25 protein-coding genes are annotated in these 26,690 nt (G+C 61.3%); 14 read left to right on the top strand and 11 right to left on the bottom strand.

The features are described from left to right. Positions 1–203 precede the first annotated feature (203 nt). The gene (locus tag RCF49_RS20875; RefSeq protein WP_342641708.1) at positions 204–668 is read right to left on the bottom strand and encodes a GatB/YqeY domain-containing protein; all 465 of its coding nucleotides are present in this window, start codon (positions 666–668) and stop codon (positions 204–206) included. Between the two features lie 212 nt (positions 669–880). Here RCF49_RS20875 and carA point away from each other — a divergent pair, with 212 nt between their 5' ends. Then, on the top strand, positions 881–2,128 hold the full coding sequence (gene carA / locus RCF49_RS20870) for a glutamine-hydrolyzing carbamoyl-phosphate synthase small subunit (RefSeq protein ID WP_342641707.1): 1,248 nt from the start codon (positions 881–883) through the stop codon (positions 2,126–2,128). A gap of 166 nt (positions 2,129–2,294) precedes the next feature. On the opposite strand, the gene RCF49_RS20865 is transcribed toward carA, so the two are convergent. Together RCF49_RS20865 and RCF49_RS20860 are read right to left on the bottom strand one after the other, a co-directional pair. Then, a complete protein-coding gene (locus tag RCF49_RS20865; protein WP_342641706.1) occupies positions 2,295–2,828 on the bottom strand; it encodes a hypothetical protein in 534 nt (177 codons plus the stop codon). Between the two features lie 269 nt (positions 2,829–3,097). Next, a complete protein-coding gene (locus RCF49_RS20860) occupies positions 3,098–3,547 on the bottom strand; it encodes a GNAT family N-acetyltransferase (protein WP_342641705.1) in 450 nt (149 codons plus the stop codon). Positions 3,548–3,835: 288 nt separating this feature from the next. On the opposite strand from RCF49_RS20860, the gene RCF49_RS20855 reads away from it, so the two are divergent. The 3 genes from RCF49_RS20855 to greA all read left to right on the top strand — a co-directional run bounded on the left by RCF49_RS20855 (position 3,836) and on the right by greA (position 8,400). Then, a complete protein-coding gene (locus RCF49_RS20855) occupies positions 3,836–4,066 on the top strand; it encodes a hypothetical protein (protein ID WP_342641704.1) in 231 nt (76 codons plus the stop codon). 446 nt (positions 4,067–4,512) lie between these two features. Then, positions 4,513–7,782 (top strand): carbamoyl-phosphate synthase large subunit, encoded by a 3,270-nt coding sequence (gene carB / locus RCF49_RS20850; protein ID WP_342641703.1) that lies wholly within the window; start codon positions 4,513–4,515, stop codon positions 7,780–7,782. 144 nt (positions 7,783–7,926) lie between these two features. Continuing rightward, positions 7,927–8,400, top strand: coding sequence for a transcription elongation factor GreA (gene greA / locus RCF49_RS20845; protein WP_342641702.1), 474 nt, complete (start codon positions 7,927–7,929; stop codon positions 8,398–8,400). Positions 8,401–8,729: 329 nt separating this feature from the next. On the opposite strand, the gene RCF49_RS20840 is transcribed toward greA, so the two are convergent. Further along, positions 8,730–8,924, bottom strand: coding sequence for a hypothetical protein (locus RCF49_RS20840; protein WP_342641701.1), 195 nt, complete (start codon positions 8,922–8,924; stop codon positions 8,730–8,732). 172 nt (positions 8,925–9,096) lie between these two features. Continuing rightward, positions 9,097–9,585: an Lrp/AsnC family transcriptional regulator gene (locus RCF49_RS20835; protein WP_342641700.1), complete on the bottom strand. Its 489-nt coding sequence runs from the start codon at positions 9,583–9,585 to the stop codon at positions 9,097–9,099. A gap of 176 nt (positions 9,586–9,761) precedes the next feature. On the opposite strand from RCF49_RS20835, the gene trxB reads away from it, so the two are divergent. Next, on the top strand, positions 9,762–10,730 hold the full coding sequence (trxB, locus tag RCF49_RS20830) for a thioredoxin-disulfide reductase (RefSeq protein ID WP_342641699.1): 969 nt from the start codon (positions 9,762–9,764) through the stop codon (positions 10,728–10,730). 84 nt (positions 10,731–10,814) lie between these two features. Further along, positions 10,815–11,702 (top strand): LysR family transcriptional regulator, encoded by an 888-nt coding sequence (locus tag RCF49_RS20825; RefSeq protein ID WP_342644255.1) that lies wholly within the window; start codon positions 10,815–10,817, stop codon positions 11,700–11,702. 588 nt (positions 11,703–12,290) lie between these two features. On the opposite strand, the gene RCF49_RS20820 is transcribed toward RCF49_RS20825, so the two are convergent. Beyond that, positions 12,291–14,351 (bottom strand): elongation factor G, encoded by a 2,061-nt coding sequence (locus RCF49_RS20820; RefSeq protein WP_342641698.1) that lies wholly within the window; start codon positions 14,349–14,351, stop codon positions 12,291–12,293. A gap of 316 nt (positions 14,352–14,667) precedes the next feature. On the opposite strand from RCF49_RS20820, the gene RCF49_RS20815 reads away from it, so the two are divergent. From RCF49_RS20815 to RCF49_RS20805, 3 genes are all read left to right on the top strand, one after another. Next, entirely contained in the window at positions 14,668–15,414 is a 747-nt protein-coding gene (locus tag RCF49_RS20815; RefSeq protein WP_432807345.1) for a superoxide dismutase, read from the top strand. Positions 15,415–15,445: 31 nt separating this feature from the next. Beyond that, complete coding sequence (locus RCF49_RS20810) at positions 15,446–16,615, top strand: FAD-dependent monooxygenase (RefSeq protein WP_342641697.1); 1,170 nt, start codon at positions 15,446–15,448, stop codon at positions 16,613–16,615. A gap of 115 nt (positions 16,616–16,730) precedes the next feature. Next, positions 16,731–17,033 carry a hypothetical protein gene (locus RCF49_RS20805; RefSeq protein WP_342641696.1) on the top strand — a complete coding sequence of 101 codons (303 nt, stop codon included), beginning with the start codon at positions 16,731–16,733 and terminating at the stop codon, positions 17,031–17,033. 1,020 nt (positions 17,034–18,053) lie between these two features. On the opposite strand, the gene RCF49_RS20800 is transcribed toward RCF49_RS20805, so the two are convergent. Then, entirely contained in the window at positions 18,054–18,263 is a 210-nt protein-coding gene (locus RCF49_RS20800; protein ID WP_342641695.1) for a hypothetical protein, read from the bottom strand. A gap of 126 nt (positions 18,264–18,389) precedes the next feature. Between RCF49_RS20800 and RCF49_RS20795 the strand changes: the two genes are divergently transcribed. Beyond that, on the top strand, positions 18,390–19,049 hold the full coding sequence (locus tag RCF49_RS20795; protein WP_342641694.1) for a hypothetical protein: 660 nt from the start codon (positions 18,390–18,392) through the stop codon (positions 19,047–19,049). Between the two features lie 132 nt (positions 19,050–19,181). On the opposite strand, the gene RCF49_RS20790 is transcribed toward RCF49_RS20795, so the two are convergent. Next, on the bottom strand, positions 19,182–19,511 hold the full coding sequence (locus tag RCF49_RS20790; protein ID WP_342641693.1) for an ArsR/SmtB family transcription factor: 330 nt from the start codon (positions 19,509–19,511) through the stop codon (positions 19,182–19,184). A gap of 51 nt (positions 19,512–19,562) precedes the next feature. On the opposite strand from RCF49_RS20790, the gene RCF49_RS20785 reads away from it, so the two are divergent. The 4 genes from RCF49_RS20785 to RCF49_RS20770 all read left to right on the top strand — a co-directional run bounded on the left by RCF49_RS20785 (position 19,563) and on the right by RCF49_RS20770 (position 23,454). Beyond that, positions 19,563–20,003, top strand: coding sequence for an SRPBCC domain-containing protein (locus tag RCF49_RS20785; RefSeq protein WP_342641692.1), 441 nt, complete (start codon positions 19,563–19,565; stop codon positions 20,001–20,003). A gap of 76 nt (positions 20,004–20,079) precedes the next feature. Continuing rightward, the gene (gene arfB / locus RCF49_RS20780) at positions 20,080–20,508 is read left to right on the top strand and encodes an alternative ribosome rescue aminoacyl-tRNA hydrolase ArfB (protein WP_342641691.1); all 429 of its coding nucleotides are present in this window, start codon (positions 20,080–20,082) and stop codon (positions 20,506–20,508) included. Between the two features lie 111 nt (positions 20,509–20,619). Beyond that, positions 20,620–23,154, top strand: a complete 2,535-nt coding sequence (gene uvrB / locus RCF49_RS20775) for an excinuclease ABC subunit UvrB (protein WP_342641690.1) — start codon at positions 20,620–20,622, stop codon at positions 23,152–23,154. 87 nt (positions 23,155–23,241) lie between these two features. Next, entirely contained in the window at positions 23,242–23,454 is a 213-nt protein-coding gene (locus tag RCF49_RS20770; RefSeq protein ID WP_342641689.1) for a hypothetical protein, read from the top strand. Positions 23,455–23,595: 141 nt separating this feature from the next. Here the strand turns inward: RCF49_RS20770 and gmk are convergent, their stop codons facing one another. Genes gmk through mltG form a run of 3 tightly spaced genes read right to left on the bottom strand, consistent with a single transcriptional unit; the run spans position 23,596 to position 26,605 of the window. Further along, a complete protein-coding gene (gene gmk, locus RCF49_RS20765; RefSeq protein WP_342644253.1) occupies positions 23,596–24,219 on the bottom strand; it encodes a guanylate kinase in 624 nt (207 codons plus the stop codon). Positions 24,220–24,262: 43 nt separating this feature from the next. Further along, positions 24,263–25,147, bottom strand: coding sequence for a YicC/YloC family endoribonuclease (locus RCF49_RS20760; protein WP_342641688.1), 885 nt, complete (start codon positions 25,145–25,147; stop codon positions 24,263–24,265). A 39-nt stretch (positions 25,148–25,186) separates the two neighbouring features. Further along, positions 25,187–26,605: an endolytic transglycosylase MltG gene (gene mltG / locus RCF49_RS20755; RefSeq protein WP_342641687.1), complete on the bottom strand. Its 1,419-nt coding sequence runs from the start codon at positions 26,603–26,605 to the stop codon at positions 25,187–25,189. Positions 26,606–26,690: the final 85 nt, after the last annotated feature.

Genomic DNA, 26,690 nt, shown 5'->3' with positions numbered 1-26,690 from the left:
ATCTGCGCGCACTGGGCCGCGACGTGACCACTCTGGCTTAAGACTCCTGGACAACATAACCAGGCTCAGGACATGGGTTGTTCAGAACTAAGTGACTTCCTTAGTTCTTTCAGCGACAAAGCAGGTGATGCCAATTTCCATTTATATACCCATTTGGCACACTCTCTTTACTGAAGACTTTGTCAAATCCTGGGCACGGACGACTATTTGAGCTTTTCCTTGGCGATGGCACCGGCCTTGCCGACATCGAGCGCGCCGGCATGGCGCGCCTTCAGCTCGCCCATCACGCGTCCCATATCCTTCAGACCCGAAGCACCGAGCTCGGCGATGATCGCATCCACCGCTGCACGGATCTCGGCTTCGGAGAGCTGACGGGGCATGAACTCGCGGATAATCTCGATTTCTTCCCGCTCCTGCTCCGCAAGCTCCAGCCGGCCAGCCTGCTCATAGACCTGCTGTGATTCCTCGCGCTGCTTGATCATGCGCCCGAGAATGTCGAGCACCTCTGCATCATCGATGTCATCGCCCTTGCCGGCGCCGCGGTTCTGGATGATCCGGTCCTTGACGGCTGCATTGATCAGGCGAAGGGTCGAGATCCTGCGCTTGTCCTGAGATCTCATCGCCGCCTTCAGCCCCTCATTGACCTTCTCGCGAATGGTCGCGCTCATCGTGTCCCTCTCATGCTCCTGCAAAGCGCCGGTTGGCCTCTGACCTATATAAACCGTCCCAAGATGGAAGCCATCACATTCATCCGTCAGCTATTGACCTTGGTGGTCGGGTCTCATAGGTAACTGCCAATCACCCAGCAGCGACTGCCATCGACCGGCGCCGGCCGATCATTTCGCGCAGTCTAAGCTCGGCGGCCTCCGAGGAGATATCTATGTCGACGCGCCCCGAAACCGGCTCGATCAAACGGCCGGAGGATTCCTTCTCGCCTGCGAGCAACACGAGTGGATGGACCATTCCCAAGCCCACAGCATTGCTGGTGCTTGCCGATGGGACGGTCATCGAAGGGTTCGGGGTCGGAGCGGAAGGCTCGGCCGTGGGCGAGGTCTGCTTCAACACAGCGATCACGGGTTATCAGGAGATCCTCACGGACCCATCCTATGCCGGTCAGATCATCGCGTTCACCTTCCCGCATATCGGCAATATCGGCGCCAATGACGAGGATATAGAGACGGCCAATCTGGCTGCCTCATCGCATGTGCGCGGCTGCGTTCTGAAGACCGCGATCACCGAGCCTTCCAACTACCGGGCGCAACGGCATTTCGATCAATGGCTCAAGATGCGCGGCATCATCGGCATCAGCGGGGTCGATACGCGCGCGCTCACCGCCATGATCCGCGAGCGTGGCGCGATGAACGCTGTCATCGCGCATAACGCGAAGGGCAGTTTCGATATTCCCGCCCTGCAACAAGAGGCGGCGCGGTGGCCCGGGCTCGAGGGCATGGATCTCGTGCCGGAGGTCTCCGCCACCCAGCGCTATGATTGGGATGAGACGGTGTGGCAATGGCCGGAGGGCTTCGGGCGCCAGGAAGAGCCGCGCCACCACGTGGTCGCCGTCGATTATGGCTTGAAACGCAACATCCTGCGGTGCCTCGCCAGCCAGGGCTGCAAGGTGACTGTGGTGCCTGCGACGAGCGCTGCTGAAGATATTCTCGCGCTCAATCCGGATGGGGTTTTTCTGTCAAACGGCCCTGGTGACCCGGCCGCCACCGGTGACTATGCGGTGCCAGAGATCAAGAAGCTCGTGGACTCCGGAAAGCCAGTGTTCGGCATCTGTCTCGGCCATCAGATGCTGGCGCTCGCAGTGGGCGCCAAGACCCGCAAAATGCACCAGGGACATCACGGGGCTAACCATCCGGTGAAGGATCATACGACGGGCAAGGTTGAAATCACCTCGATGAATCACGGCTTCACCGTCGATCGCGAAACATTGCCGGAAGGGGTTGTCGAGACTCACGTTTCGCTGTTCGACGGCAGCAATTGCGGGATCGCTCTCAAGGACAAGCCGGTCTTCTCGGTGCAGTACCACCCCGAAGCATCACCCGGCCCGCAGGACAGCCATTACCTCTTCAAGCGGTTCGTCGATCTTATCGAGCGCAATAAAGCGGCAAGGGGCTCGTAACAGCAAAAGCCGCCTCCCAAGCGCTAAGCCTGCTGCGCCGGGTGATTAAGAGCAAACGCTTAGATTAGAGGAGAGAACGCCTGATCCAATCAGCCATCGGATCGGGCGTGTGTCATCGTTAGGCGGAACTCATTTCTTGCTTGGAGCGTCGCCCGCGAAATCGCAGTCAGTGCATCCCGCCCAGATCGCTCGAGTGACTGGCATGGGATGTTTGCGGCGTGATCCCCAGATCTTCGAGCACCTGCTGGTTGGCCCCGGATTCCGACCAGTACCGATCGCCAATCTCATGGCCGATCATCTCCAAGTGAACCAAGCTCCTATTGACATGGTTCTCAAGTCGTTCTGATGCCTCATCGGCGCGATCGACCCAGCCGGGCGCGCGCTGGTGCAGCTCCAGGTGGAGGTCAGCCAGGTGATTGAGCCCTTGCTGCTTTATCTCTGCAATGTCCTGCAGCAGCCTGGATTCGGGCTCAACCGTTTTGACAGTGTCGTGGAGCCAGTTAGGCAGCGTCTGCCATACGTTCTTGAATGAGTGCGTCTCGCTTAGGATATGAGCGACATCTTCGTCCTCCAGAGCTCCGATTGGCGCAAGCAGACCGGAAGTGGCGGTTCCCAATCGAATTCCGGTCAAGCTGTCAGCCACCAGAGACTTGAACGACTGAAATCCTGTAGCGAAATTTTTCATAAAATCCGAGATCATTTTTGCCTCTAGTAAATAAAAACGACTTACAATTCTGCATAAAGTATTCAGATGATCTCAGTATAGCAAATCAACCAGAGGTATGCATCTGGAGTTTGCTGCGGTTGACCCTTTCCATCGTTGGAGCACCGGCTCGGGTCAGGGATTAGATCATGCGGCAGGCTTGGCTCGATCCCAAAATGATCCACCAGCGCGAACCAAGAGCATCCTTGGTTCGTGAGAAATTCGTCCGCCGTGAGCGGCTGCGGGGCCAAGAGATATCACAACGCCTAAGGCGCCATGTCGTAGGTCACCCACTGGGTACGCTTGGCCAAGCGGTCATAGAGACCGCGGGCGCGGTAGTTATTCTCCGCGGTGATCCAGCGGAGAACGGAATAGCCCTCGGCGCTTGCCTTGGCGGCCAGAGATTCGACCAAGCGATCCGCCACGCCGCTGCCACGAACGGCAGGATCAACGAACAGGTCATCGAGAAACAATCCTCGCGAGGCCGAGAGGGGCCGCGCGAAGGGCCGGTAATGCGCGAGTCCGACCGGCGCGCCCTGCCCGATTACAGCCACAAGACCCGACACTTCATGGGCAGGATCCATCAGCCAAGACCAAACCGTGTCGCGCATGGCCGATGTCTGCTCGACACGATAAAAGCGGGCATAGCCCTGATAGAGCGTATCCCAAGCCGCTCTATGCTCAGGCTTTACTGGAAGAACTGAAATCTCGGCCATTTCCCCACTTCCTTTCCGGTTCTGAGCCGCAGCGAGACTCAAGGACCTGAGTGCTGTCAAGCAAAATCTCGCAATCGTGAGTACCCGTTGGGAACCACGTAGCTTGATTAACGTTTTGCTATCAACAGTGGGCGCGAAAGCATTCAGGGGGAAACCTTACAGTCCCGCAAAACTTTCGCAGATGAATAGGACATGAACGCAACATTCAGCTGAAGTTCCGAGGTCGAGGTTTATTTGCTTCCTATACGGCCCGACAAGATCGGAACCGCTGAGGTGCGGGAGAAGAACATGACCAAGCGATTCGTTTTGGCAACGTTGGCCGCAACGGGAATGATTTCGGGCATGGCTGCTGCGGTTACGCCGGCAGTGACTTCAACTACACCACAGATCGTGGTTGTCACGCCGAACCATGCTTCAGTCAGCAACAACAATGTGATCGCCGTGAAGAACAGGGTGTGGCCACCGGCCGCAATGATTACCGTCGAGCCCTGTGCTGTCGCGGAATGCAGAGATGCGTGAACCCATCCTGCCTCTAAGGCAGCGAGCTGGAAGCAACCCGCCGGGCGTCCGCCCCTCTCAACATCCGGCTGGGTGCTTCCAGCTCATCTCATCAGTGAAAGCATGATCCGTTCGCAATGATGGATCATGCTTTTTCGTTTTGGCTCTTCCGCGGCTTCAGCCACTCCGCGATTCCTGTCCGATTGATGAACGGCCCATTCAGCCTCGGTTGCATCGCTACCCGCCACTCTCCGTCAGGGTTAACGATTCCCGAGTCCTCAAATGGAAACGCTTGTCACGCTGGCGGTTTGGTGCATCGTAGCAGTTCTCATCATCTCAACCATGGCAGTCATCGGCCTGCCGGGGTAATGGCGGCTGCTCGGGCGGCGGCAACATTCAAACTGGTCAGGCCGGAAACGATGGTGTAGGAAGCGCGCGACCTCCGCCGAGAAGGGCGATCCTGCCGCATGCCGAAACGCACAGACATCAAAAGCATTCTGATCGTTGGAGCCGGCCCGATCATTATCGGGCAGGCCAGTGAGTTCGATTATTCCGGAACCCAGGCCGTGAAGGCCCTCAAGGAAGAGGGCTATCGCGTCGTCCTCGTCAATTCCAATCCGGCCACCATCATGACCGACCCGGAATTGGCCGATGCGACCTATATCGAGCCGATCACACCGGAGATCGTCGCCAGAATCATCGAGAAGGAAAGGCCGGATGCATTGCTGCCAACCATGGGTGGGCAGACGGCCTTGAATACCGCCCTTTCCCTGCGGCGGATGGGGGTGCTCGAAACATTCGGCGTCGAGATGATCGGCGCCACCGCAGAGGCCATCGACAAGGCGGAGGATCGCGAGCTGTTCCGCGAGGCCATGGCGCGGATCGGGCTTGAGACGCCGCGCTCGGAACTGGCTCATTCCATTCCGGAGGCGCTTGCGGCGCTGGAGATCATCGGCCTACCTGCCATTATCCGTCCCTCGTTCACGCTGGGCGGCACGGGCGGTGGCATTGCCTATAACCGCGAGGAGTTTCTCGACATTGTCGAGCGCGGCATCGATGCCTCGCCCACCAATGAGGTGCTGATCGAGGAATCGGTGCTCGGCTGGAAAGAGTATGAGATGGAGGTCGTTCGCGATCGCGACGACAATTGCATCATCATCTGCTCGATTGAGAATATCGACCCGATGGGCGTCCATACCGGCGATTCGATCACCGTCGCCCCTGCGCTCACGCTCACGGACAAAGAATATCAGGTCATGCGCAACGCCTCGATTGCGGTGCTGCGCGAGATCGGTGTTGAGACCGGCGGCTCCAATGTGCAGTTCGCGGTCAATCCCAAAGACGGCCGGCTGGTGGTGATCGAGATGAATCCGCGGGTGTCGCGGTCATCTGCGCTCGCCTCCAAGGCGACCGGCTTTCCCATCGCCAGGGTCGCCGCAAAGCTCGCGGTCGGCTATACGCTGGACGAGCTCGACAATGACATCACGGGTGGTGCAACACCCGCATCGTTCGAGCCAACCATCGACTATGTGGTCACCAAGATCCCGCGGTTTGCCTTCGAGAAATTTCCGGGTGCCGAACCCCTGCTCACCACATCCATGAAGTCGGTGGGCGAGTGCATGGCGATCGGCCGCACTTTCCAGGAATCGCTGCAAAAAGCGCTGCGGTCGCTCGAAACCGGTCTCACGGGGCTCAACGAGATCGAGATTGAAGGGCTCGGCCAGGGCGATGACAAGAACGCGATCCGTGCGGCGCTCGGCCGCCCCACGCCGGATCGGCTGCTGAAAGTTGCGCAAGCCCTGAGGCTTGGCGTCGCGCCCGATCAGATCCACGCCTCCTACCCGATCGATCCCTGGTTTATCGCGCAGATCGAAGAGATCGTGCGCATGGAGGACAAGCTGCGCGCCCACGGCCTGCCGGGTGATGCCTTCAATATGCGCCGCCTCAAGGCGATGGGCTTCTCGGATGCAAGGCTTGGAGAGCTCACCGGCGAGAGCGAGGCGAATGTCCGGGCGAAGCGCCATGGACTGGCCGTGCATCCGGTCTATAAGCGCATCGATACCTGCGCGGCCGAGTTCGCCTCCCCCACGGCGTATATGTATTCGACCTATGACACGGGCCTGCCCGGTCGCGACGGCAGCGAGGCTCTGCCCTCAGCGCGCGAGAAGGTGATCATTCTCGGCGGCGGCCCCAATCGTATCGGCCAGGGGATCGAGTTCGACTATTGCTGCTGCCATGCGTCATTCGCGCTGCGTGAGGCGGGGATCGAGTCGATCATGGTCAACTGCAATCCCGAAACGGTCTCGACCGACTATGACACGTCCGATCGCCTCTATTTCGAACCGCTGACCACCGAGGACGTGCTCGAAATCATCCGGGTCGAGACGACGTCCGGACGGCTCAAGGGCGTCATCGTGCAGTTCGGCGGGCAGACGCCGCTGAAGCTGGCGCGGCCGCTCGAAGCTGCAGGCGTGCCGATCCTAGGCACATCTCCCGATGCGATCGATCTGGCGGAGGATCGCGACCGGTTCAAAGACCTCATTCAGCGTCTCGGCCTCGCCCAGCCGCGCAATGGCATCGCCTCGTCCGCGGAAGATGCCCGTCGGATTGCCGAAGAGATCGGCTATCCCGTGGTGATCCGTCCCTCCTACGTGCTCGGCGGCCGGGCCATGGAAATCGTGCATGAGCCCTCGCAGCTCGAGCGCTACATGACCGAAGCGGTGGTGGTCTCGGGCGACAGTCCGGTGCTCATCGACAGCTATTTGCGCGATGCGATCGAGATCGATGTGGATGCGCTGTGCGATGGCAATGAGGTGTTCGTCTGCGGCATCATGGAGCATATCGAGGAGGCCGGCATCCATTCGGGCGACAGCGCCTGCTCGCTGCCCCCGCACTCGCTGCCGAAACCCGTGATCGAGGAGCTGGAGAGCCAGACCAAGGCGCTCGCCCAGGCGCTAAATGTGGTTGGGCTCATGAATGTGCAATATGCCTATAAGGACGGCACCATCTACATTCTCGAAGTCAATCCGCGCGCCAGCCGCACCGTGCCTTTCGTGGCCAAGGTGATCGGGTTGCCCATCGCCAAGATCGCCGCGCGGCTCATGGCCGGCGACAAGCTTGCCGCCTTCGCCATTAAGGCCCCGGTCTTCAATCACATCGCCATCAAGGAAGCTGTGTTCCCCTTTGCGCGGTTTCCCGGGGTCGACACGGTGCTCGGCCCCGAGATGCGCTCGACCGGCGAGGTCATGGGCCTTGACCAAGACTATGGCACCGCATTCGCCAAGAGCCAGCTCGGCTCCGGTGCTGCTGTGCCCATAACCGGCACGGCATTCGTGTCGGTGCGCGACAGCGACAAACCACTCATCCTGCCCGCGATCCGCAAACTCGTCTCCCTCGGGTTCACGATCATCGCGACAGGTGGAACGCAGCGCTTCTTTGCGGAAAGCGGCATCGAATGCACCAAGGTGAACAAGGTGCTCGAGGGCCGGCCCCATATCGTGGATGCCATCAAGAATGGCGAGGTTGATCTCGTGTTCAACACCACCGAAGGGGCAAAAGCGCTGGAGGATTCCCGATCGATCCGGCGTGCGGCGCTCTATCATAAGGTGCCCTATTACACCACGCTTGCCGGCGCGATCGCTGCAACCGAGGGCATTGCCGCCTATAAAAGTGGCACGCTTGAAGTGCGCCCCCTTCAAGACTATGTTGGCGCGAGCAGGCAGCTCACCAACGCTTGAGGTGAGCTGGAGAGCGTATTGCGTCGCTATGCGATTTTGCGCATAGTCACCGTAGGAGCTCCTCATTTCCTCAAATGCAATGATTGGGAAGCTGGGTGCCGGCTATGTCGCACCAGACAGGTTCGAACTGACGGACGGATGACGATGGAAAAGGTGCCAATGACTGCGAGCGGCCATATAGCTCTGCTTGATGAGATCAAGCATCTCAAAACAGTGGAGCGCCCGCGCATCATCCAAGCCATTCAGGAAGCACGAGCCCACGGCGATCTCTCGGAAAACGCAGAGTACCACGCGGCCAAGGAGCAGCAGAGCTATATGGAGGCCCGTGTCGCCGAGCTCGAGGACAAATTGTCCCGCGCGGAGGTCATCGACGTCACCAAGCTGTCTGGCGATACGGTCAAGTTCGGTGCCACGGTCACTGTCGTGGACGAGGATACCGACGAAGAGGCAGCCTATCAGATCGTCGGCGATTTCGAGGCCGACGTGAAGCAGGGCAAGATTTCGATCTCCTCACCCATCGCGCGGGCGCTGATCGGAAAGAGCGTCGGTGATACCGTCGAAGTCAATACACCAGGCGGCGGCAAATCGTACGAAATCCTCAAGATCAGCTATCGCTGAGCTCTCCTCGCGCCCGTTCAGATCCAGACAGGCTGGGAAGCGGAAGCGGCCCGCGTAAGGGCGCGTGCTGCGGCCGCTTGCGCCTCAGTCCGCGCATGATCTCGAGCGGGATCGTTGCATGACCCAAGGCGCTTGCTCAGACGGGCGCTTTCAGCAATAGGCCACCCCTTCCCCGGCGGATCATGCCTTTTCACGTTTCGGAAGCTTCCAACCGCAAGGGCAGCGCCCTTGTCCACCGTCAGGTGGCAGAGCGCTGCCCGTTCGGAGGAGCTTTACTGCGAAGGGCGAGGGCCGCTAGCCGGTGCCCCTCGCTCGCAGATCTCCAGTTGTTAGGCCATTCCCATCAGCCCGTCCGTGACGGCAGTCGTTTCCGGCACCGGCTGGTCCGGCGGCAAATCCGTTGAATCTGCCTGAAGAGCATGAGCCGAGACGCTACGCGCCGAGCGACAATCACTGCACTCGCCATCAGCGCTGAGGGCCGCCACCTTCGTCTCTTCAACCTGGTTCATGAAGTTATCAGACATAGCAATCCTCTCATAAAATAGAGAAACAACCTTCCCGCGAAGATCAATTTTATTTCGCGCGAAGTCTTATCAAGCTGAAGTGCACTAGTGCATAAACTATGGCACAAATCGTGCCTTTTCCTGCCGCTCGTAACGAGTTAGATCCTGAATACTGACCCTTGATTCAGGTTATCTAATCTATAGCATCACCGCTATCGACCGGCACACCCGGATCATATTTCGTGACGTCAAGGACAAGACGGGTCTTCACGCTTGCGACATTGGGAAGAGCCGTGAGCTCGGCGACGAATGACTGAACCTCGCCGATATCCCGGGCAACGCATTTCAGAAGAAAGTCGCTCTCGCCGGTCACCATGTAGGACTCGCGCACGATCGGCGAGCGCGAGATCCTTTCGCCAAAAGCCTGCAAATCAGCCTCGGCCTGGCTGTGCAGGCCAATGGCAGCGAACATGGTCACCTCGAAACCTAAGTCGCTCGCATCCAGAAGGGCGATATACCCCTTGATCAGGCCAGCTTTCTCCAACGCACGCACCCGCCGTAAACAGGGGGGCGCGGAAATGCCCGCAAGCTTGGCAAGCTCGACATTGGTGATGCGGGCGTTGCGCTGCAGTTCCCGCAATATGATGCGATCGACCCTGTCGAGCTTTATCTGGCGGCGCATGGTTCGAGTCCCGGCGATTCGGTGGATTTGCCGCGCAGCATAGTACATGGGTAGACAATCGAGCACCCGCCGTGCGGTGCACTGGTGTAAGTGTGTGAACGATATCGATTTTCTTGACGCAACTGGACAGGGCTCTCCTACCAGCTTACATCTGATCGCGCAGGGAGCATGGTGCTATGACGACAACGCATGCGAAAGTGGTGATTCTGGGATCGGGCCCGGCGGGATATACAGCGGCAATCTATGCCGCGCGCGCAATGCTTGAACCGGTCCTCATCCAGGGCATTCAGCCGGGTGGTCAGCTGACCATCACGACAGATGTGGAGAACTATCCAGGCTTTGCGGATGTCATCCAGGGGCCATGGCTCATGGAGCAGATGCGCCTGCAAGCCGAGCACGTAGGTGCACAGATCATGTCAGACCATATCGTGTCGGTCGATCTGTCCCACCGGCCATTTCGGCTGACGGGCGATTCCGGCAGGACCTATCTGGCCGATAGCCTGATCATCGCCACCGGCGCCCAGGCCCGCTGGCTGGGCCTGCCGAGCGAGGATGCATTCAAGGGCTTTGGTGTGTCGGCATGCGCCACCTGCGACGGCTTCTTCTTCCGGGGCAAGAAGGTGGTGGTGATCGGCGGTGGCAACACGGCCGTTGAGGAAGCGCTGTTCCTCACAAATTTTGCCTCAGAGGTCGTTCTCGTTCACCGGCGCGACAGCTTGCGGGCCGAGCGCATTCTGCAGAACCGGCTCTTTGCCCATGAGAAGATCAGGGTGCGCTGGAATTCTGAGCTCGAGGAAGTGCTCGGGAGCGAACAGCCGCGCAGTGTTGCCGGGGTGCGCCTGCGGGACGTCAAGACCGGGGCAACGGAGACGATCGATGCGGATGGCGTGTTCATCGCCATTGGTCACAAGCCCTCGACCGAACTCTTCGAAGGCCAGCTCCGCCTGCGGGCTTCCGGCTATATCGATACAGCGCCGGGCTCCACGGCCACCAATATCCCAGGCGTGTTCGCGGCTGGCGACGTCACCGACGAGACCTATCGCCAAGCCGTGACTGCGGCGGGGCTCGGTTGCATGGCGGCGCTGGATGCCGAAAGGTTCCTTGCCGAGCATGCCATGCCCAGCACAGCGGCTGCGGCAGAATAGGAGGCGCCCGGCACCGCCATGAATCGCATGAGATCCCACGAGCTGCAGATGGCGACCGGGGAGAGCCCCGCCTCGCCGAGACCGATGGATTGGGACAAGCTGCGCATCTTTCATGCGGTTGCGGATGCGGGGAGCTTCACCCATGCCGGCCGGGATCTCGGCCTTTCCCAATCGGCGGTCAGTCGCCAGATCAGCGCCTTGGAGGCCGATCTCAGGGTGCCGCTGTTTCACCGACATGCGCGCGGGCTTATCCTCACGGAGCAGGGAGAGCTGCTCTATAGAACCGCCCATGAGGTGTTCACCAAGCTCGCGACGGCGCAGACGCGCCTCATGGATTCCAAGGACAAGCCCTCGGGACATTTGCGGCTCACCACGACCGTTGGGCTCGGCTCTGTGTGGCTCACGCCCAGGATCGGCGAGTTCATGGAGCTTTATCCAGAGATCAGCGTTGAATTGATGCTGGATGATCGGGAATTGGACCTTGGCATGCGCGAGGCGGATATTGCGGTCCGCATGCGGCGCCCCGTCCAACCCGACCTCATTCAGCGTAAGCTATTCACGGTGCACTATCATCTCTATGCGTCGCCGGAATATGTGCGGCGCCATGGTGCACCGCGAACAGTGAGCGAGCTCGACGATCACGTCATCCTCGCCTTCGGGCATGCTCCGACCTATCTGGCCAATGTGAATTGGCTTGAGCACGCGGGGCGCCCGCCTGGAAGTCCGCGCGCATCCAAGCTCCGAATCAACAATGTCTACGGCCTGCGGCGTGCCGTAGAGGCCGGGGTGGGCATCGCCTCGCTGCCGGATTATGTGGTGGGCCGCAACAGCAGCTTGATCCAGGTGCTTCCAGAAGCTGAAGTGCCCGAGTTCGACACCTATCTGGTCTATCCGGAAGAGCTGAAGACTTCAAAGCGTGTCGCCGTGTTCAGAGACTTCATGGTGGCAAAGGCCAAAGAGTGGCAATTCTGAGCCTTTTCTTAGCCAAATCACAACCACTGCTATGGACTATGCGCACAAGGTTGCTCGAGCGGCGAATAGTGTTAGGCTATCCGCAACCATATCTCGCCGCACAAACCGCAAAAACCATTCTGCTGCAATGGTTTCCGGTTTCACTGTGCAGTGCAGCAACAGCGTGCCAGAGCCTTTACGTCAACGTCAATTAGCGGGTTCGTAGGCTTGCGCTAATCGCATAGCTCCCATGTCCAACCTCTGCTTGTTAATCGGGCAGGAATTGCGCAAATTGTGATCACGCGATCGATGAGAGCGCGTGAAGCGGAAATTACTCCCTCCCCTTACTTTCCGCTCCGCTGGTCAACCGTTCCCCTCACCCCAGGTTGATCCAGCTTGCCCTGGCTAGGGCAATAAGGACTTAGGCCGGATCTCTCGTAGATCCGGCTCTTTTCTTTTCAGGCCCATCTCGTCCTTAGGGCTGCTCGCGCCAAACTGCGCTTGCCAGTGCAGATCTCGGCCGCCTCCTCGTAACCTCAGGCACGCTGCCCAGTGTTTATGCAGCGCACACGAAACGGAGAGAGTGGCGGACCGCGAAATCTGCATTGCTCAAGCCGCCTCAGCCCTTGCAGTCGCCCGAGCCTGTTCAGCTGCACGTCCGGTCAGCTCAGCCATGTGGTCGAACCGATAGGAAAAGGTACCCACGCCGGAGGTGGCCGATCGCAGCTCGATGATCAGGTTCTGCAGCTCGGCTTCCGGCATATGGGCGCGCACCGTGTCCCAGCCCGGCCAGTTCTCGCGCGCATCAAAGCCAAGCAACTGGCCACGACGGCTGCTCACGATCTGGTTGATGCGTGCCGTATGTTCGGACGGCACATGCAACTCGATATAGACGATAGGCTCGAGCAGAACCGAATCGCATTGCTCCATCGCAAGACTCATGCCCAACCGCGCAGCAGCCTTGAAGGCCATCTCGGACGAGTCGACCGAGTGATAGGAGCCGTCAGCAAGGTTCACGGCGATGTCCACCACCGGAAAGCCCAAGGGGCCGCGCCCGAGATATTCACGCACGCCCGCTTCAACCGCCGGAATATATTGTTTCGGCACCACGCCGCCGCTGATCGTGTCGGTGAAAACGAAGCCTGAACCGCGTGGCCGCGGCGAGACCTGCAGAACGACGTCCCCAAACTGGCCATGACCACCGGACTGCTTCTTGTGGCGTCCGCGCGCGCTCGCCGATTTGCGGATCGTCTCGCGATAGGCGATGCGGCGCGGCTCCGTCTTGGCGGAGACACCGAACTTGCTGGCCAGCCTCTCCAGAGCGACTTTCAGATGCACCTCACCCTGTCCCCACAGAACCATTTCGCGGGTGCCTGCGTCATGATCGAGCCTGAGTGAGGGGTCCTCGGCGATGAGCTTCTGCAGCGCCGCTGTCAGCTTCACCTCATCCTTGCGATCACTCACCGAGACCGCAAGCCCATAGACCGGCGCCATGTGCGGGCGGTCCAGCAACTGCTGCGGCGCCGTCTTGCCCTCGGCGATGGTTTCGCCCGAGGCTATGGTCTCGAGCCGGCCAAGGGCCACCGTATCACCGGCCTCGGCCCTGGTGAGCTTTCGCTGGTCGGACCCCATAAGCGTGAACATGCCGGCAATACGTTCGCTCTGCCCGGCACGCCCAGTGACCGTATCGCCATCGCCCAAGCTCCCCGAGAGAAGGCGAACCAGCGACAGCCTGCCGCCATGGGCGGTGTGCAGGGTCTTGATGGCCTGCGCGAGGCAGCCGCTGCCCGGCACCGGCTTTGCGCCAAGCCGTTTGGCGGTTTCCTCCACGCCCGGCGCGTCATGCCTTAGCGATTTCAGCAGCCGGAACACGCCATTGCCCCGCTCAGCCGAGCCGAGCAGAACCGGCGTGATCAGCCCCTCGCACAGGTCATGGCGCAGGTCATCGAAGACGCGGTCGCGCGGCGGCTCGAGATCCTCGAGCAATTGCTCCATCAGCGCATCGTCATAGTCGGCAAGCTGCTCAAGCATGTGGAATCTCGCCTCGGCCTTGCGGTCGGCGAGATCACCAGGCATGTCGATCACTTCGCTGGTCGCATGCTCGCGGTAGAGAAAAGCCCGCTCGAGAGCGAGATCGACAAAACCTATGGCAATACCGTCCTGCCAGATCGGGATCTGGCGCAGCACCAAAGGCCTGCTGCTCGCGGGCTGAAGCATCTCAAGCACATCGCGGATGCGGGCATCGGTGCGATCGACCTTGTTGATGAAGAGAAGCCGCGGGACCTGGAACTCATCGAGCTTTTGCAGGATCACCTGGAGGGCTGGCACCTTCTTGGGGTCGGCCTCGCAGACCACGACGGCGACATCGCAGGCTGACAGCACAGCGCGCTGGTCCTGCACGAATTCAATGGAGCCGGGACTGTCTAGAAATGTGAAACGCTGGCCGAGAAATTCCGCCGTGGCGACATTCATCTCGACGCTCATCGCGTGTGAGCGGGCCTCGGCCGAAGCATCGCCGATGGTGTTTGCCTGGGCGATGCTGCCCTGGCGTGGAACGACGCCGCAGCGGCAGAGCAGCGCTTCAAGCAAGGTGGTCTTTCCTGATTGATAGGGGCCCACGAGCGCGATGCAGCGTGGGCCCAAACCGGGTCTGTCGCCAGCCTTCTCCATGGTTCGTCTCCCATTGCAGGGAGCACGCATAGCGCCTCGGGACTAGGGAACCGCCCAGCGCGATCGCGCTCCCTATCCTGGCTTCGCATGGATAGCCGCCGGTCTCTCAGCCGGTATCGATGCGCAGCCTTCTCCGCCGACGCCCGTACCTTCGGGCGGCAGCCCTTCGGTTCACGCAACCTTGGCATAATCGTCCGCCTCATCGAGATGGAAGGCAAGCCACAAAATGCAGCGCACAGATCGTGCTGAACAATTTGCGTCTCGGAACGTTCCCGCCGATAGAATAGGAAAGAATGCACGACCTAGGAGAGTGCCCATGCGATTGTTCCTCCTCGCATCCGCGGCCACGCTTGCGCTTACTGCGCCGGCAATGGTTTCGGCGCAGCAGACGCCACCTGCCCAGCAGCAAGGCGAGAGCCAGCAGCAGCAAGCCTTCACACTCGAGCCCCTCCCCTATGCCGCGGATGCGCTCGAACCGGTTATCGACCGCGAGACCATGGTGCTGCACCATGACAAGCATCATCAGGCCTATGTGGATGCCCTGAACAAGGCGATCGGTGAAAATCCGGAGCTTAAGGGGAAGTCATTGGAAGACCTCCTGGAGGATGCGGGAAAGCTCCCGGACGTGGTCCGCAACAATGCGGGCGGGCATTGGAACCACACGTTCTTCTGGAAGATCATGACAAAGCCCGACCAATCGGGCAGTCCCTCGGGCGAGCTTGCTGAGGCAATCAACGAGGAGTTCGGCTCTCTCGACGAGATGAAGGCGGCTTTCGAGGATGCGGGCAAGACCCGATTCGGCTCGGGCTGGGTCTGGCTGATGGTGGATGACGACGGACAGCTCGCGGTGACGTCCACGCCCAACCAAGACAACCCTCTGATGGATGTGGCTGATGAACCCGGCATCCCCATTCTCGGCAATGACGTCTGGGAGCACGCCTATTACCTCAAATACCAGAACCGACGCCCGGATTACCTCAAGGCCTGGTGGGGCGTGGTGAACTGGGACGAGGTATCGCGGCGCTATGCAGAGGCGTTGAAGGAGGCCAAGCAAGGCGATTGACTTCCGGTTCGGGCCGGTCAATCCATGCAGCATGAGACGGTCCGAGCCTATCATCATTGGCGGTGGGGGAATTGCCGGCCTTGCCGCCGCCATCAGCTTGGCGCGGGCCGGATATGCCTCGCGCGTGCTGGAGCAGGCCGCCAGCTTCGAGGAGGTGGGCGCGGGCCTGCAACTCGGTCCCAATGCGATGCGGGCCGTGGACGCGCTCGGGCTTGCCGATCTGATGGCACCGAAGCTCGTGGCTCCCCGAGCAATCGAAATTCGCGACGGACTCTCCGGCCGGCTCCTCACGAAGGTGCCGCTCGGTGAGACCATCACTGAGCGCTTCGGTGCTCCCTATCGGGTGGCGCATCGCGCCGATTTGCTCGCCGCCTTGCTGCAGGCTGCTCGCAATGAGGTCCTGATCACCTTGCAGCCAGGTCGCACGATCACCGGCGTCACGCAAGATGAGAGCGGTATCAGGCTCGCGCTTGCGGACGGGTCAGCGCTTTCCGCGCCAGCCCTGATCGGCGCCGATGGGGTGCACTCCGCGGTGCGCGCAGCGCTTGCGGGCGATGGTCCCCCGGCCTATGCGAACCAGACCCTCTACCGGGCGCTCATTGCCCGCAACAAGGCGCCAGCGCCCGCGGCGGATGATCTCGTCAGCCTATGGCTCTGTCCCGGCGGGCACGTGGTGCATTATCCCGTGAGTGGCGGCGCCAAGGTCAATATCGTCGCCGCGTTCGATAGTCATTGGCATGAGCCGGGCTGGGGATCGCACGGATCCAAGCGGGCGCTGCAGACCGCATTCGGACTTGTCTGCTCAGAGCTCGCAGCGGTCCTCGATGCAACCGACAGATGGCTCAAATGGGCAGCGGTCGACCGGCGGCCGGCACAGCAATGGGGCCGCGGGCCCGTGACACTGATCGGTGATGCCGCGCATCCAGTGCTGCCCTATCTTGCTCAGGGTGCGGCCATGGCGCTCGAAGATGCGGTGGTGCTGGGTCGGAAACTCGACCAGGGGAATGAGCTCGCCGCCGCTTTCCGAGCTTTCGAGGCCGAGCGGCAGCCGCGCACCGCGATGATGCAGCGGCAATGCCGCCGGGTGGGACGGGCCTATCATGCCCGAGGGCCGCTGCGGCTAGCCCGAAACGTGGTGCTCAAGCTCATGTCGCTGGAGCGATCATACGGGCAGATGGCCTGGATCTATAACTGGCGCTGAGATCTGCCGCAAACGAGCCACAAAGAGGCCGCGCATCATCCACAAAGGTGCGGAATTTGCGCCGGGTTGATCACCTACTCTCCTATCCGCCTGATGAGTTTCGCGGACAGGAGACATGATGACCAGCCAATCCCCTCTCTGGAAGCGGCATGGATTCCCGTCCACTTCGGAAAAGATCTTTCTGGAGACGGCTCACGTTCTGGCCAGCGCCCGCCGATCCTATTTGCGCTCGGTGCTGACGTTCCGCATCGCCTTCACAATGATCGTCATGGCCCTCCTCGGCGGTGTCGCGATCATGGTTCTTGGGAGCACAGGGGCGGCTCTTGCTGACGCATCGCCGGGCGCAGCTGTGGCTCATGATCCAAATTTTGCGCGCATCCCTGCGGCAAAGCAGAGCTCTTCCTCTCAGTTGCCGTGATCATCGCCTTGAGCATCGCCGCCACCTTCTTGCGCCGGCCATAGGTCACGCTGAGGAAGCGTAGCGAAGGCAGGCTGGGCGCGCGCTTTAAAGCGCCTTGCTTTTCCTCGAATCGCGAGGCCGCATCTCAAGTTCTTGCTTAGTCGCATTTTCTTCACGCGAACCGGTATCCACTCCGCTCGAAAATCCTCTACGCACCGGCTCGACGGTCCAGATTACACACTCGACAGCGCCGGCCTGCCGTCCATACTGGCCGTGTCATGGTGCTGCGTCGATGCAAGGGCGCAAGCCAGGGTGTGGCCCAGCTGATTCAGCCCGCCGAGCATTGAGCGCATGATCCAGGGAGGATCATCCAACTGGATCATGCGCTTGCCCGCAATACTGGGCATTGTGATGAAAATGACAGCCTTTGATTGGCAGTTGTCCAGCCGACGAACACAGCGACCATGACCGGCGGCGAGGCAACGGAAAATAGAGCGGGAACCGAAAAGCCGGGTGGCCCTCGCTTGAATCACTTCCAAATGGAAGCGGATATCTGTTTACAACTATAGGACGGTTTCGTCAATAAATACCCGCAAAGGTCGCGTTTACAATCAACACACGGTCTGCTCGGCGAGACCGCGGCTTGCGATTGGATCAGTGGCCAAAGTACTGGCGCGGCTGGTCAGAGAAAGGTGCTGCGAAATTTCCGGGCTGTCGCGGTATTGGCGCGGTCTGCACGCGATCAGAGCATGTGCCGGTACCACAGTGAAAATCGCCCATATGGGCCGTGTTGTTGCAGCCGTAACCCAAATCGGTGGTCCAGAATTGCCCGCGGCGGCGGAGGCATTCGTCACGCGCGTCGCGAATGCCCGCCTGGAAATCAGCATTCGCTGGCGTGCTCAATCTTGGGGCAAGTGAGAGGAGCAGTCCGAGACACAGAAGAAGCCTAGCAAGGACGCTCGCAACGGTCAGGCTCTCGCGCATCTACCCCTCCAACCCAGTCGGGCGATTCACATCCGATAAGCAGCGCCGGCGCCGTCACCCAGGTTTGCGCAAACCAAGGAGCAAGCCCGCAACCCCGCCGAGCAGCCCAAGCAGCGGGCCGGCAAAGAAGAACGCCGTCGAGAGCGCTTCCAGATCCTTGTCGTGCACATTCCGGGACAGCAAATGTACGAGCGTATAGGCTAACAGCCCACCAAGAGCGTAGCCCACCACCAATCCCACTGCCCCCCAAACGATCGCGCGCATCCAAACCTCTTAGGACCTTACCGACGTCATTCGCCGAGCAACAGGCTCGCTGGGCGCACAAGCAGCCGCTTGAGCCATTCGAGCAATTGCTTACAGTGGCCGCGGCTGAGATTCGGGGGAATCATAATGCGTCTGTTGCGCCTTTGCACAGTCGTGCTCGCATGCCTGTTGATCACCGCGTGCAAGACCACTGAGAAGACACGGCTGTATAAAAGCGCCGACCGTACTCTCACCATCGCCCAGGATGGTGGAAATGGCGTACTGATCGTCGGGTTGCAGATCGAGTCGCTCATCGAGCTTGCGAAATTCGACAAGCTGGAACTCTGGACTGTCGATACGGAAAAGAGGCTGCTGATTCACCCTGATCAAGGTGGAAAGGTCATTGAGCTGATTCGCGGGAACTGGATGTTCGGCAGAGATAAGCAGGGTGACGTGGAGTATGTGCTCCAGAGCCTGCCAGCCGGGACTTACTTCCTGACCTATGTGGATAAAGCAGGACAGTTGATGGTTCCCGTAGAGCCGATGTCCTTCGCCTTTACTATCAAACCCGGTGTGGCAGCATATATCGGGACCTTCGATTTTCGCCCGCCGCCAGTGGTGGCGCATATTCCACTCGGGAATTACGAAATTCGGCCGGTCGAGCGACGGCTCGATGATGCCAAGGCATTGCTGGCCCAATATCCCAACCTGCCACAGGAGCTCTGGGACCAGCAGCCGCAATATTTCAATTTGGCTTGCAGCCTCAAAAACTACTCCCCAAACAAGGAATGCCTCGTCGCGCAATAGGCAAGCGGCGCAACGCAAAGAGGATGCGGGAGATTTCCGGCCCCTCGAGCAGGGGCAGCAGCTTGGCTTCATCCAGCTGCACGATTGTAACGAGGCTGTGCTGCGCAAGGCCGGGGTCTCGAAGGAGGTCATTCAGGCGTCCCCCTCCAGATCCGATCTCAGCCGATCGAGAATACTGAGGCTGTGGCCGGCATAGTGGCTGATCCAGCGGTCATAGATCTGCTTGATCGGCAGCGCGTTGAGATAGTTCCAACGCTCGCGGCCCTGCCGCTTCACGATGACAAGGTCAGCGTCCTCCAAGGCCTTCAGATGCTGCATCACGGTGCAGCGGTCCATATCGGCAAAGTGCTCGCATAGGGCGCCAGTGGTGCGCGGCCCCTCCCTCAGACAATCGAGTAGCGCCCGCCTTCGCGCATTGGCGAGCGCTTTGAAAACCCTGTCGTCATCAGCGATGGTTGACATGTTATGTTTTTATAACATTATGGAGACCACAGCAACCGGAGGTCAGGGCCCATGAAACCCACATATGAGGTGCAGCTGAAGATCAGGAAGCCGGTGGCTGAGGTCTTCGGTGCGGTCGTCGCACCTGAAAAACTCAGCCGCTATTTCGTTGCGGCGGCAAGCGCACCACTCGTCGAGGGCACAACCGTCAAATGGCGTTTTGCGGAAGTGCCGGGCGAGCATGACGTGATCGTGCGCGAGGTCGTGCGGCAGGAACGCATCGTGTTCGAATGGGATGCCCCGAGCGGTGATCACCTGATCAAGGTGCGGATGGTCTTTCAGCCGCTGGATGGCGACAACACCTTGGTCCAGATCAGCGAAAGCGGCTGGCGCGATACGCCTGATGAACGCGAGGCCTCGCATGGCAATGCGGGCGGCTGGATGCACATGATGTGCTGCCTCAAAGCCTACCTGGAATATGGCATCAATCTGCGCGCGGGCGGCGCTTTTTAGCGCCCTCCCAGGGCGAACCCGCAAAGGAGATGTGATATTCCGTTACGGGCCGGCGCAAATTGAGTTCACCAGCCCCATGATCCCCATCACGGACACCATCGCCATCGACGAGGGCGAAATCGAGGAAAGCTTCATCCGTGCATCCGGCCCCGGCGGGCAGAATGTGAACAAGGTCGCGACGGCCGTGCAGATCCGGTTCGACCTCGCCGGGTCGGCGAACCTGCCCGAGGCCCTCAAGGAGCGCGCCGCCCGGCTGGCCGGCCGCAAGCTCACCAAGGAGGGAGTCATCGTCATCACGGCAGCGCGGTTCCGCACCCAGGAGCGCAATCGCGAGGATGCGGTTGCCCGCCTCGTTGAGATCTTGCAGCAGGCGGCCGTGCGGCCGATCATCCGCCGCCCCACCCGGCCGACTCTGGCCTCCAAGCAAAGACGGCTCGCGGCCAAGTCTCGGCGTGGCACAGTCAAAGCCATGCGCGGGCGCGCGAGCGTTCCGCCCGAAGAGTGAGGCGACCGGTCCGCTCGCGGAGGAACGTCCTTCCGCGTCCAAACCGGGTTGCTCCGTCAACCGCTACATAGACGGCTTCACGGCACCGGCTGTTCACCCTATATTCCGCTCATGCCACGTTCCCGCGGATTTTCCGAAGCCCCTGCCCGCCCGATCACGGGCACCTCGCTCGATGCGCTCGCCTCCATGCGGCCGCAGATGCCCGAACATCTCGCGATGTTCATGCCGCATCGGCCGGAACGCCCGGAGAAGTCCGAAGGCGGCATCCGCTTCAGGCTCGCCTCCGACTACCAGCCGGCCGGTGACCAGCCCACGGCGATCGCCGAGCTGGTCAAGGGCATCGGCACGCAGGAGCGCGACCAGGTGCTGCTGGGCGTCACCGGCTCGGGCAAGACCTTCACCATGGCCAAGATCATCGAGGCCACTCAACGCCCTGCCCTGGTGCTCGCGCCCAATAAGACGCTTGCCGCTCAGCTCTATGGGGAGTTCAAGAGCTTCTTTCCGGATAATGCGGTCGAATATTTCGTCTCATATTACGACTATTACATGCCGGAAGCCTATGTGCCGCGGACGGATACCTATATCGAGAAGGAAAGCTCGATCAACGAGCAGATCGACCGGATGCGCCACGCGGCCACCCGTGCCCTGCTCGAGCGGGATGATGTGATCATCGTCGCCTCGGTGTCGTGCATCTACGGTATCGGCTCGGTCGAGACCTATTCGGCCATGACCTTCTCGCTGTCGCAGGGCGAGCGCATCGAGCAGCGGCGCCTGCTCGCCGATCTCGTGGCATTGCAATACAAGCGCAGCGATGCTGGTTTCCAGCGCGGCACCTTCCGCGTGCGGGGGGACACGATCGAGATCTTCCCCGCCCATTATGAGGATCGCGCCTGGCGCCTGTCACTGTTCGGCGACGAGATCGAGCAGATCACCGAATTCGATCCGCTGACGGGGCATAAGACCGCGGAGCTGCAAACGGTCAAGGTCTATGCCAATTCGCATTACGTGACGCCCAAGCCCACGCTGCAGCAGGCGATCCGCCTGATCAAGGAGGATCTGCGCAAGCGGCTCGACGAGTTCCATGGGGCGGGGCGCATTCTCGAAGCACAGCGGCTCGAGCAGCGTACGCTCTTCGACATGGAGATGATGGAGGCGACAGGCTCCTGCGCCGGCATCGAGAATTATTCGCGCTATCTCACCGGCCGCAAGCCCGGCGAGCCGCCGCCGACCCTCTTCGAATATCTGCCCGACAATGCCATCGTCTTCATCGATGAGAGCCATGTGACGGTGCCGCAGATCGGCGCCATGTTTCGGGGCGACTTCAACCGCAAGGCGACGCTGGCGGAGTTCGGCTTCCGTCTGCCCTCGGCGATCGACAACCGCCCGCTGCGTTTCGAGGAATGGGATGCCATGCGGCCGCAGACCATCTATGTCTCGGCCACCCCGGGCTCATGGGAAATGGAGCGCACGGGCGGCGTCTTTGCCGAGCAGGTCATTCGCCCCACAGGGCTCGTCGATCCGCCGGTCGAGATCCGCCCGGTCGCCACGCAGGTCGATGATCTCATCGCGGAGGTGCGGGAGGTGGCGGCGCGTGGCTATCGCGCGCTGGTCACCGTGCTCACCAAACGCATGGCCGAGGATCTCACCGAATATATGCACGAGCAGGGCATCCGGGTGCGCTATATGCACTCGGATATCGACACGCTGGAGCGTATCGAAATCATCCGGGACCTCAGGCTCGGCGCCTTCGACGTGCTGGTCGGCATCAACTTGTTGCGCGAAGGGCTCGACATTCCGGAATGCGCGCTGGTTGCCATTCTGGATGCGGACAAGGAAGGGTTCCTGCGCTCGGAAACGTCGCTCATCCAGACCATCGGGCGTGCGGCACGAAACGTGGACGGCCGGGTGATCCTCTATGCGGACACAATCACCGGCTCCATGGAGCGCGCGCTGGCCGAGACCACGCGTCGGCGCGAAAAGCAGCTTGCCTATAATGCCGAGCATGGGATCACGCCGGAATCGGTGCGGGCGCGCATCTCCGATATTCTGTCGTCGGTCTATGAGCAGGATCACGTGACCGTCGGCACGGGCTTTGCCGAGACGGCGGCAACCTTCGGGCATAATCTCGAAGCGGTCATCACCGATCTCGAGAAGCGGATGCGCGAGGCTGCCGCCAATCTCGAATTCGAGGAGGCCGCCCGGTTGCGCGACGAGGTCAAGCGGCTGCGCGCCACCGAGCTTGCGGTCCTGGAAGATCCGAGCGTGCGCCAGAGCGATGTCGAGGACAGAGCCGGCCGTCACGGCGATGGCAAGAGCGGCAAGGGCAAAGCCCGCCGGCCGTCTGCCTCGGGGCCGGCTGCACGCCAAGGCAGCCTTCCCTATCGCGAGGTGCGCGAATATGGGGACGAGGCCGCCCATTTGCCGCGGGATGCGAAGGGGCGCCCGATCCTGCCCTCGGGCAAGGTTCTGCCCAATCTCGACGAGATCGGCCTTGGCTCCGACCGCGCCACGCCGCGGGCGGGCGAGGCCTTGCCGGAAAAGCCGGAGAAGCTTGCCAGCAATGTGCGTCCGGGCGGGCGGCGCTCATCGGGGCGGTCGAGCGGCGGCAAGCCTGGCACGCGCACCTATCGCGGCCCGAAGCGCTGAGGAGCAGGGCACAGCCAATCTGATCGGAACTGCCGGACGGAGCCGTCGTTTTCCCCGTAGCGCATCAGTCATGATCGATAGGAGGATATGATGGCTCCTGGCGACAACGACCCTACCCATCGCACGCGCAAGATGAAGCAGCGTCTGGAGGAGACGATCAATCACCTGCGCGAGGATATAGACAAGGTGGATGATCCGCAGTTCAAGGCGATGTTCGAAACGTCAGCCGAAGTGCTGGGCGGCCTGTGCAAGGCCTTTGACCATTACGAACGCAAGTCGGAGAGTGCGTGGCGGCCTTGACTGCGTTGGCCCTCTGTTCGACGTCATTGTCGATCAGCGACGATCACCCGGATGAGCTGGTGTCATCGATCTCGTCGTTTTTCACTAACACCGCCCAGGCTAGCTTTAACAGACCGGCATTCGAGGAAGAGCGGCCCTAGACTAGCCCTCGAGTTCCCGCAGCAGGTCTTTCACGAAATCCGCCAGTCCATGCTGGCGGGTGCGGCGGACGCGCTCGGCAGCCAGGATCGCCTTCAGGTTCGAAAAGGCCTCGGCGACATCGCGGTTGATGAGGACATAGTCATAGTCGACCCAGTGCTCGAGCTCGGTGGGCGTATTGGCGAGGCGGCGGGCAATGACGTCGGTCGCATCCTCCGCCCGGCGCTCCAGACGCGCCTTGAGCTCGGCAATCGAGGGCGGCAGCACGAAGACCGCCACCACGTCAGGGCGCGCAGCCTCGTAAAGCTGGAGCGTGCCCTGCCAATCAATGTCGAAGAGCACATCCTGCCCGCGCTCGAGCGCCTGCTCCACCGGCTCGCGCGGCGTGCCATAGAGATTGCCGTGCACCTCTGCCCATTCCAGAAGCTCGCCATGCTCGCGCATGCTCTCGAACCTGGCGCGGCTGATGAAGTGATAATGCACGCCGTCAACCTCGCTCGGCCGCTTGGCCCGGGTCGTGACGGAGATCGACAGGTGGAAGGGACGGCCGGCGCGATGCTCCTCCTCGGTGAGGAGGCGCGTGAGGGTCGATTTGCCCGCGCCGGAGGGTGAGGACAAGACCAGCATCAGCCCGCGGCGCGGCCTGGTGGTTTCTGCGGTATCGGCGGGTCTACTCAATGTTCTGCACCTGTTCGCGCAACTGGTCTATCACCGCCTTGAGCTCCAGGCCAATAGATGTGAGCTCGCTGTCATTCGACTTCGAACAGAGGGTATTGGCCTCTCTATTGAACTCCTGCGCAAGAAAATCCAAGCGCCGGCCGACGCCATTGCCCTCGGCGAGAAGCTGGCGCGCCTGGGCGACATGGGCAAAGAGCCGGTCGAGCTCCTCGCGAATATCGGCACGGGCGGCCAAGAGCACGGCCTCCTGGTGGAGGCGCTGCGGGTCGAGATTGCCGAGATCGGTGAGACGCGCCACCTGTTCGGCAAGCCTTGCCCTGATCGCGTCGGGCTGGCGCGCCGGGCAATCGCGCGCCGCGATCGCCAAGGCCTCGATCTGATCGATCTGCTCATGAAGCACGTTGGCGAGCTTTGCGCCTTCCTCGGTGCGCGCCCTCACCAAAGCATCGAGACAAGCGGTGAAGCCTGCCATGAGGCGCTCGATCACATCAGGCGCGGGCGGGCCATCTCTGCCGGTCTCCTTCACATCCAAAACGCCGCGCAGGCCGAGCAGTGCCTCGATGCGCGGCGGCTCCGGGCTCACCCGTCCGTTGAGCCGCTCGATCGCACCGAGAATTGCTTCAAGGGCGCGCTCGTTGATCGTCACCTCCGGGGCGGTCGCGCCGCCCTCGACGGTGAGGCTGATCTGACAATTGCCGCGGCGCAGCTTGGCGGCGAGCTGCTCACGGATACGAGGCTCGAGCGTCTCGTAGCCCTGCGGTAGCCGCAAGCGGATATCCAGTCCCTTGCCGTTGACCGAACGGATCTCCCAGTGCCAGGCAAGCTCGCCGTCAGCACCGTCCGTCCGGGCAAAGCCGGTCATGCTGGTCAAAGGCATGTGTGATCGCGCCCCCGCGCCCAATACTCTTATGGGGAACTACTGCCGCGGGATGCGCGGTTTGGCAACCGGGATCGGCACGCGGCCCAGCTCATTGGGGCTCGCCGGCCCATTGGCCGCAGGGCTTGCCTCCGCATCCTCGGCCCTCGCCGCCTTCACGGATGCAGGCTTATCGGCGGTCTTATCCGCGGATGGGTTCTGAGCCCCAGGACGACCAGCCGCAGGGCGGCCGGTGGGCACGGGCGGCTCGCCCGCGCCGGTTTCCTCGGCAACCGCGGCCGCAGCCTTCACTGCCGCCGAGGCCGGTGTGCTGGCCGGCTGCTGCGGAGCCGCTCCGGCAGCGGCATTCTCCTCAGCTGGCTGATCTGCGGGATCCGCTTCCTCGGAGTCGGCGTCGTCAGGGCCGGCTTGCTGCCCTGCGGCCAGAGCCACCGCCTGCTGCTTGCGGCGCTCACGCTCAACTTGGCGCCATTTGCGGACATTTTCCTGATGCGCTTTCAGGCTAGGCGCAAAGGCATGGCCGCCGGTACCGTCGGCCACGAAATACAGATCAGAGGATTGCGCCGGATTGAGCACAGCTTCAATCGCCGCACGGCCCGGATTGGCGATCGGGGTCGGCGGCAAGCCGTTGATCACATAGGTGTTGTAGTCGGTCTTGCTCTCGATATCCTTGCGGGTCAGCGGCCGCCCCAGGCTGCCCGCGCCACCGACAAGGCCATAAATGATGGTGGGGTCGGATTGGAGGCGCATCCCCTTGACGAGCCGGTTTATGAAGACAGCGGCCACCTGCCGGCGCTCGGAGGCAACACCGGTCTCCTTCTCGACGATGGATGCAAGGGTGATCGCTTCCTCGCGCGTCTTGATCGGCAGGCCATCGGCGCGTGTTGGCCAGAGCTCATCCAGCAGGCGCTTCTGTGCGTTGGCCATCTCATCGATGATCGCCTGGCGATCCTTGCCACGCTCGAAAATATAGGTCTCAGGAAGAAGCGTGCCTTCGGCGGGGACCGAGGTGATCTCGCCGGCCAGCGCCTCATGGGCGCGCACGCGCTCGACGACCTGGCGGGAGGTCCAGCCTTCGGGAATCGTGAGCTTGTAGACCAGCGCCTTGCCGGTGACGAGGTCGTCCAGCACCTCGCGCATGCTGACGGCAGCCGGGAAGCGATAATCCCCCGCCTTCAGTTTCGCGGCATTGTTGGTGACAAGGACCGCCGCCATGAACAGCTGCGCGTCCCTGATGACGCCCTGGCTCTCCAGTTGCTCGGCGATGCTGCGGATGCCGGAGCCGCGTTCGACGGAGACCAGCTTCGGCTTGGCAAGCGGACCGGCGGAAGCATAGAGGTGATGGATATAAGCAAACAGGCCCGCGCCCATCAGCAGGCACAGAATGGCGCCAGAGGCGAGGCTCAGAACTGTGCGCCCGAGAAGCGACCGGCGCGGCCGTATCCGCACCGTGCTCATTTTTCCACCGGAAGCATTGCCGCTTCGAATGAGGCCCATCCTCTCGTGTCCGAAACCGCTACCCGTACCTATCGGCCACGCGGGT

It is taken from the genome of Rhodoligotrophos sp. CJ14 (assembly GCF_038811545.1).
Lineage (GTDB): Bacteria > Pseudomonadota > Alphaproteobacteria > Rhizobiales > Im1 > Rhodoligotrophos > Rhodoligotrophos ferricapiens.
Note: the sequence above shows the minus strand (reverse complement) of the source record. Positions and strands in the feature narration are given on the sequence as shown.